This is a genomic window from Salegentibacter sp., from assembly GCF_041642575.1.
In the GTDB taxonomy this organism is placed as follows: domain Bacteria; phylum Bacteroidota; class Bacteroidia; order Flavobacteriales; family Flavobacteriaceae; genus Salegentibacter.
In genome coordinates this window covers 1-3,964 of record NZ_JBEPWD010000140.1, presented here as the reverse complement: position 1 = coordinate 3,964, position 3,964 = coordinate 1, and the positions used below count along the sequence as shown (strand labels likewise).

Annotated in this window: 3 protein-coding genes; all 3 read right to left on the bottom strand. The window is 45.3% G+C overall.

Annotation, left to right across the window (positions count from 1 at the left end; all coding sequences use genetic code 11):
- On the bottom strand, positions 1 to 1,049 hold a 1,049-nt coding region (gene asnB / locus ACESK1_RS12420; RefSeq protein ID WP_372920501.1), incomplete at its 3' end, for an asparagine synthase (glutamine-hydrolyzing).
- A gap of 167 nt (positions 1,050 to 1,216) precedes the next feature.
- Positions 1,217 to 1,927, bottom strand: coding sequence for a cytidylyltransferase domain-containing protein (locus ACESK1_RS12415; protein ID WP_372920500.1), 711 nt, complete (start codon positions 1,925 to 1,927; stop codon positions 1,217 to 1,219).
- Positions 1,928 to 2,252: 325 nt separating this feature from the next.
- A complete protein-coding gene (gene neuC, locus ACESK1_RS12410; RefSeq protein WP_372920499.1) occupies positions 2,253 to 3,410 on the bottom strand; it encodes a UDP-N-acetylglucosamine 2-epimerase in 1,158 nt (385 codons plus the stop codon).
- Positions 3,411 to 3,964: the final 554 nt, after the last annotated feature.

The window sequence follows — 3,964 nt, the reverse complement described above, 5'->3', positions numbered from 1 at the left end:
AATATCTTTGAATAGGCCAGACTGGGAATGCCCCCAAAAGGCTCATCCTGACTCTTCGAAATGAAAGTGGCTGTTTCAGCCACCTCTTCAGCAGAAAATCTGACTCTTTTAAGCGGATTCTCAGTAGTGGCGATCATTTGTTCCACCCAGGGCAGTTCATCGTAACGCTCATCGCCTGTGTAAAAACTATAGGCGGTGATATTTTTCTTGTCCTCGAACAGGTTTACCAGGGCCAGTAACAGGGAGCTGTCTGCGCCGCCGCTGAGGTTGAAGCCCAGTGGCACATCAGCGCGGAATCTTAACCTGATACTTTCTTTCAGCAATTCAAAATAGTTGGCTTTGGCTTCTTCAAAATCCTTATTCGGTTTAATCGATGATACCCGTTCTTTAAAGTCATACCATGCTTTGATGCTGAACTTTCCTTCGGAATACTCCAAAAAATGCCCTCCCGGGAGCTGATGAATATCTTTATAAAAAGTCTCATCAGGCCTTCCATAGGACCCATAGGCGAAATAACTCGCCCAGACTTTCTCATTGGGTGTGGTCTCAGGGATAACCGATTGTAATGCTTTGATCTCACTGGAAAAGTATAGGACTCCTTTTACTTCGGTATAATAAAAAGGCTTAACCCCAAACCGGTCCCGGGCCGCGAAGAGTTTTTTCTCCTTTGCATCCCAGATGGCAAAAGCAAACATCCCGTTGAGGTGCTGCAGACAGGCTTTTCCCCATTTGATAAAAGCGGCGAGCAGGACTTCGGTATCAGATTTAGTCCTGAAATTATAGCCCGAAGCCAGTTCCTGCCTTAATTCTTTATAATTATAGATCTCCCCGTTAAAAACCAGCTGAAAGCGCCCCGATTCCTCGGAAAAAGGCTGATGAGCTTCCGGGGAAAGATCAATGATGGAGAGTCGGTTATGGCCCAGGGCAGCAAAATCTTTATCAAAATACCGACCCGTATGGTCAGGACCACGGTGTGCCTGTGTTTTCAGCATTTTCTCCAGGGAAGAAGAATATTCTCCCTTACCTATGATCCCGGCTATTCCGCACATTTGTTAATGTATATTGTATAATGTTATTTGTATTAATTTGCTTTTTTACATCCCGACAACCCCTTCAGCTCTAATATTTTTAAACTACCGACTAAAGATAAAAGCCTACCGATTAAAAAAACACTTTCCCTCCTAAAATCTAACGCCTATCGTCTAAATACTAGCGACTAATAACTCTCCACTTTCCACTCTCCACTTTCCACTATTTTCATAGCTTTCTCCCAATCCTCAGGTGTATCAATATTCACATAAGGAGTACCGGTAGTATCGTAAAACCCGGTTCGCTTTCCGTATAGAGAATTCTGCTCCAGCAGGACTTCTGTTTTTGTAAGATATATCGCCCCGTCACGAAAGTAAGCTTTTGGCAATTCCTGTCGGCGGGGAATGATGCTCTCCTCTCCGGTTGCGAGTTTCAACAGGCCTTCTTTCTCCTCAAACACCCAATGTGGATTGAACTCCGCGGGCACCTCCCTGACACTGATCAGTGAATCCAAATTGTTCTCCACGAACTTTTTAATACAGGCATCGAGGAGTCCCGGCGAACGAAATGGAGTAGTGGGCTGCATCAGACAAACCGCATCAAAATTCTCCCCTTTTTCTTTGAAGAAGTTTAAGGCGTGTTTGATCACCTCAATGCTTGGTGTCTCGTCATGAGCCAGTTCTTCAGGTCTGGTAAAAGGAACCTCCAGCCCCAGGTTCTTTGCAACCTCAATTATTTCCTGATCCTCAGAACTAAGGATAACCTTATCAAGCAGACTTGCTCGCTTCGCCGCTTCCCAGGTATACTGCAACAGGGGCTTGCCCCCCAGCAGCTTGATATTCTTGCCGGGGATTCCTTTACTGCCCCCCCGGGCAGGGATAAGGCCTAATATTTTCAAATCCGGAAGTTTTAGTTTTTCAAATATAGGAATTATTAGTTGTTGATTGTGGAGGCTAGGTTGTGGACTTAAATATGGAAAGTTGTGTTCAACGTCATGCTGTCCCGATGCTGTAGGGATTGATTCAGAATTTCATAAAACTATTCAGGTGGGATGAATTTATAGTAAGTTGAATGACACCTAATTCATGCGTGATGAGATTCCGGGTCAGGCCCGGAATGACGATCTTTATAAAATGACCTTGCTCTACAATAAAAAAAAACTCATAACAGAGAACAGACAACCCGCCTCCGCCTGAGCTACGGCGGGCAAGCCGAGAACCAAATTAATAGGTGATCGTTTTACTAAAACTCAATTCCACACTCGCAAGGATCTCAGCGATCTTTACTCCCGAGTCTCCGTTTCCGTAGAGATCAGAGGAGGGAAAATGTTGTTGTTCCATAGCCTGCCTGGTAGCCTGAATGATCTCCTCTTTATCATAACCCACATCAGTTACATTTTTTGCACGGCTTCTGCGGTGCTGCCGGTTCCCGATGTTCACTACAGGCACCCCGAGATAAGCGCACTCCCGAAGTCCCACGCTGGAATTACCGATCAGGGCTTTGGAGCCTTTCAGCAATCTCAGAAAATCCACCGGTTCCATATTCTTAAAGAAATGAATGTTCTCCGGTTGCTCCAGTTCCCTGAAGGTTCGCATTCCATTAGAAGTGCCATCAGAGCCCGCATCCACATTCGGCCAGAACCAGAAGGTGGGGATGTTGAGTTCTTTTACCGCCTTCAGACTCTCTGTTATATGTTGTTTGGCCTGTTTATATTCTGTGGTCACCGGGTGTTGCATCGCGACCAGGTAGCCGTTTTTCCAGTCCAGGGATTTACCCACCCCGCCGTATTTCTCAACAGGATCGAAGTTGAGACTTGACTCTTCAGTAATCTGTTTTGCCAGGTCTATGGAAGGACAACCGGTGTTGATGACCTTATCTTCCACTTCCCCGAGTTTGATAACCCGTTCCCTCGCGTCTTCCGTAGCCACCAGGTGCAGATCGGCGAGCTTGGTCTTGGCATGCCGCACTTTCTCATCGATGCTCCCCGTTACTTCCCCGCCCTGTATATGCACCAGCGGAATATTCTGATAAGCCGCCGCGATGGAAGTGGCAATGGTCTCAAACCTGTCGGCTATGGTTACCACCGCATCGGGTTTCAGATTGTATAATACATTGGTGAGTTCCATCACTCCCAGTCCAGTGGTTTTGGCCATAGTGGTAGGATTTTCACCCTCCAGCACCATGAATACCTTTGCTGCAATAGGGAAACCGTCCTTTTCAATAAAATCCACTGCATTTCCGTAGCGATCCAGCAAGGCAGAACCGGCGATCACCAGCTGTAATTCCAGCTCCGGATGCTCCTGAATAGCGCTAAGTGCCGACTTGATCCTGCTATACGATGGCCTCGCGGTAACCACCACGCAGATCTTTCTTTTGTTCATTCAGAATATAGGTTTATCGGTTAAAGGTAAGAGATTCGGGAATATTGAGCAATACATCTTGGCAGTCGGTAGTCTTTGGTCTTTAGATTTAGTCGAGAGTCGTTAGTCTTTAGCCGGTAGAATTTTTGGGAGTGGAAAGTGGAATGAGGTAAGGTAAATTTCCCCGATGAGTGTTGACCGGTTTTAAACAGATGGGATCTCCTGTTTCAAGGTTAATTTAGAAGAGAACAAAGAAATTGGTTAAAATGGAGGAACTAAACGAACTCCCAATTAACGAATTAATGAAACCAGCCGCCTTAACCCTCCGTCTTTTCCACTACCGCGGAAAAGCCACCTCCCTTTGAAAAAAGGGAGGAGCTTTTTTAGGTTTCATTATATGGGAGTAGCCCAAGGTTGCCAGGAACGAATCTAAAATTAACGAATCCCGAATTAACGAATGAACCAATCCCCAATTAACCACTCCCCAGGTTCAAACTAATATAATGTTTTGTTAATCACTTCAATAAGTTTTTCTATGCCTTGAATAAGTATTAAATTAATACTGAGAAATAATT